2 protein-coding genes and 1 pseudogene are annotated in these 1,972 nt (G+C 69.6%); 1 reads left to right on the top strand and 2 read right to left on the bottom strand.

The features are described 5' to 3' along the window. Window positions 1–246 (top strand): annotated as a pseudogene (locus ACWDD7_RS37640) (ATP-binding protein); the annotation flags it as partial. Between the two features lie 182 nt (window positions 247–428). Here ACWDD7_RS37640 and ACWDD7_RS37635 read toward each other — a convergent pair. Together ACWDD7_RS37635 and ACWDD7_RS37630 are read right to left on the bottom strand one after the other, a co-directional pair. After that, window positions 429–620, bottom strand: coding sequence for an acyl-CoA carboxylase subunit epsilon (locus tag ACWDD7_RS37635; protein WP_285560134.1), 192 nt, complete (start codon window positions 618–620; stop codon window positions 429–431). A 35-nt stretch (window positions 621–655) separates the two neighbouring features. Next, window positions 656–1,972: acyl-CoA carboxylase subunit beta (locus tag ACWDD7_RS37630; protein WP_450460704.1), on the bottom strand; the 1,317-nt coding region annotated here is incomplete at its 5' end.

Raw genomic sequence — 1,972 nt, 5'->3', positions numbered from 1 at the left:
GTCGACACCCGCAGGCTCGCCGACTGCTTCCCCGCCGTCGACTACTTCGAGAACAGCGGCCTGCCGTTCGTCATCGCCCTCAACGGCTTCGACGGCAACCAGCCGTACAGCCCGGACGAGGTGCGCGAGGCGCTGCAGATCGGCCCGGACACACCGATCATCACCACCGACGCCCGGCACCGCGCCGACGCCAAGTCGGCGCTCATCACGCTGGTCGAGCACGCGCTGATGGCCCGTCTGCGGTAAGTGTCGCGGTAGGTGGGTTCGAGGTTCCCAAGCTGCCCGTCGCGGTTGTACGCCGTGTGCGGGCAGCTCGTGGTCGCTCACGCCCGCCCGGCGGAGCCGCGTGTCGGTACCGCCCCGCCCCCTTGGGGGCGCAACAAGCAGGGCCCCTCCGAAGAGGGGCCCTGCTTTTATGTCTTCCTGCCTCAGCCGTGCCAGCTGTGCGGGGCGCGGAAGCCCGGTTCGCGGTCCAGGCGGCGCCAGCCGGCCTTGGGGTGGGGGCGGTGGTGGGTGGGCTCGGGGCGGGCGGCGGCGCGGGCGAGGAGGACGGCCGTGATGGCGGCGACCTCCTCGGGGTCGGCGTGGCCCTTCTCGACGCGGATGTCGGGAGTGCTCATGGGTGTCAGTCTCCGTAAGAGAGATGTCCGCTGGGTTACTGCGGGGGGTTGCCGTGCTTCCGGGACGGGAGGTCGGCGTGCTTGGTACGCAGCATCGCCAGCGACTTCACCAGCACCTCGCGGGTCTCGGCCGGGTCGATCACGTCGTCGACCAGGCCGCGCTCGGCGGCGTAGTACGGGTGCATCAGCTCGGACTTGTACTCCTTGACCATCCGCGCCCGCATGGCCTCGGGGTCCTCCGCCTCGGCGATCTGGCGGCGGAAGATGACGTTGGCCGCGCCTTCCGCGCCCATCACGGCGATCTCGTTCGTGGGCCAGGCGTAGGTGAGGTCGGCGCCGATCGACTGGGAGTCCATGACGATGTAGGCACCTCCGTACGCCTTGCGCAGGATGAGCGAGATCCGCGGCACCGTCGCGTTGCAGTAGGCGTAGAGCAGCTTCGCGCCGTGCCGGATGATCCCGCCGTGCTCCTGGTCGACGCCCGGAAGGAACCCGGGAACGTCCAGGAAGGTCACGATCGGGATATTGAAAGCGTCACACATCTGGACAAAGCGCGCAGCTTTTTCACTCGCCTCGATGTCCAGCACGCCCGCGAGGACCTGCGGCTGGTTGGCGATGATGCCGACCACCTGGCCGTCGAGGCGGGCGAGGGCGCAGATGATGTTGCGGGCCCAGCGCTCGTGGACCTCCAGGTACTCGCCGTCGTCGACGATCTCCTCGATGACCTTGGCCATGTCGTACGGCCGGTTGCCGTCGGCCGGGACCAGGTCGAGCAGGACGTCCGAGCGGCGGTCCACCGGGTCGGCGGACTCCACCCGCGGCGGGTTCTCGCGGTTGTTCTGCGGCAGCAGCGACAGGAGGTACCGCACCTCGGCGATGCAGGTCTCCTCGTCGTCGTAGGCGAAGTGGCAGACGCCGCTCGTCTCGGCGTGCACGTCCGCGCCGCCCAGGCCGTTCTGGGTGATCTCCTCGCCGGTCACCGCCTTGACCACGTCCGGGCCGGTGATGAACATCTGCGAGGTCTCGCGGACCATGAAGACGAAGTCGGTCAGCGCGGGCGAGTACGCCGCGCCGCCCGCACACGGGCCCAGCATCACGGAGATCTGCGGGATGACGCCCGACGCCTTCGTGTTGCGCTGGAAGATGCCGCCGTACCCGGCGAGCGCGCTGACGCCCTCCTGGATGCGGGCGCCCGCGCCGTCGTTCAGGGACACGAGCGGCGCGCCGGCCGCGATGGCCATGTCCATGATCTTGTGAATCTTGGTGGCGTGGGCCTCGCCCAGCGCGCCGCCGAAGATCCGGAAGTCGTGGGCGTAGACGAAGACCGTACGGCCCTCGACCGTGCCCCAGCC

The sequence above is a fragment of the Streptomyces sp. NPDC001056 genome (assembly GCF_053598955.1).
The sequence above is the reverse complement of the archived record's forward strand: the minus strand, read 5'-3'. Positions and strand labels throughout refer to the sequence as shown.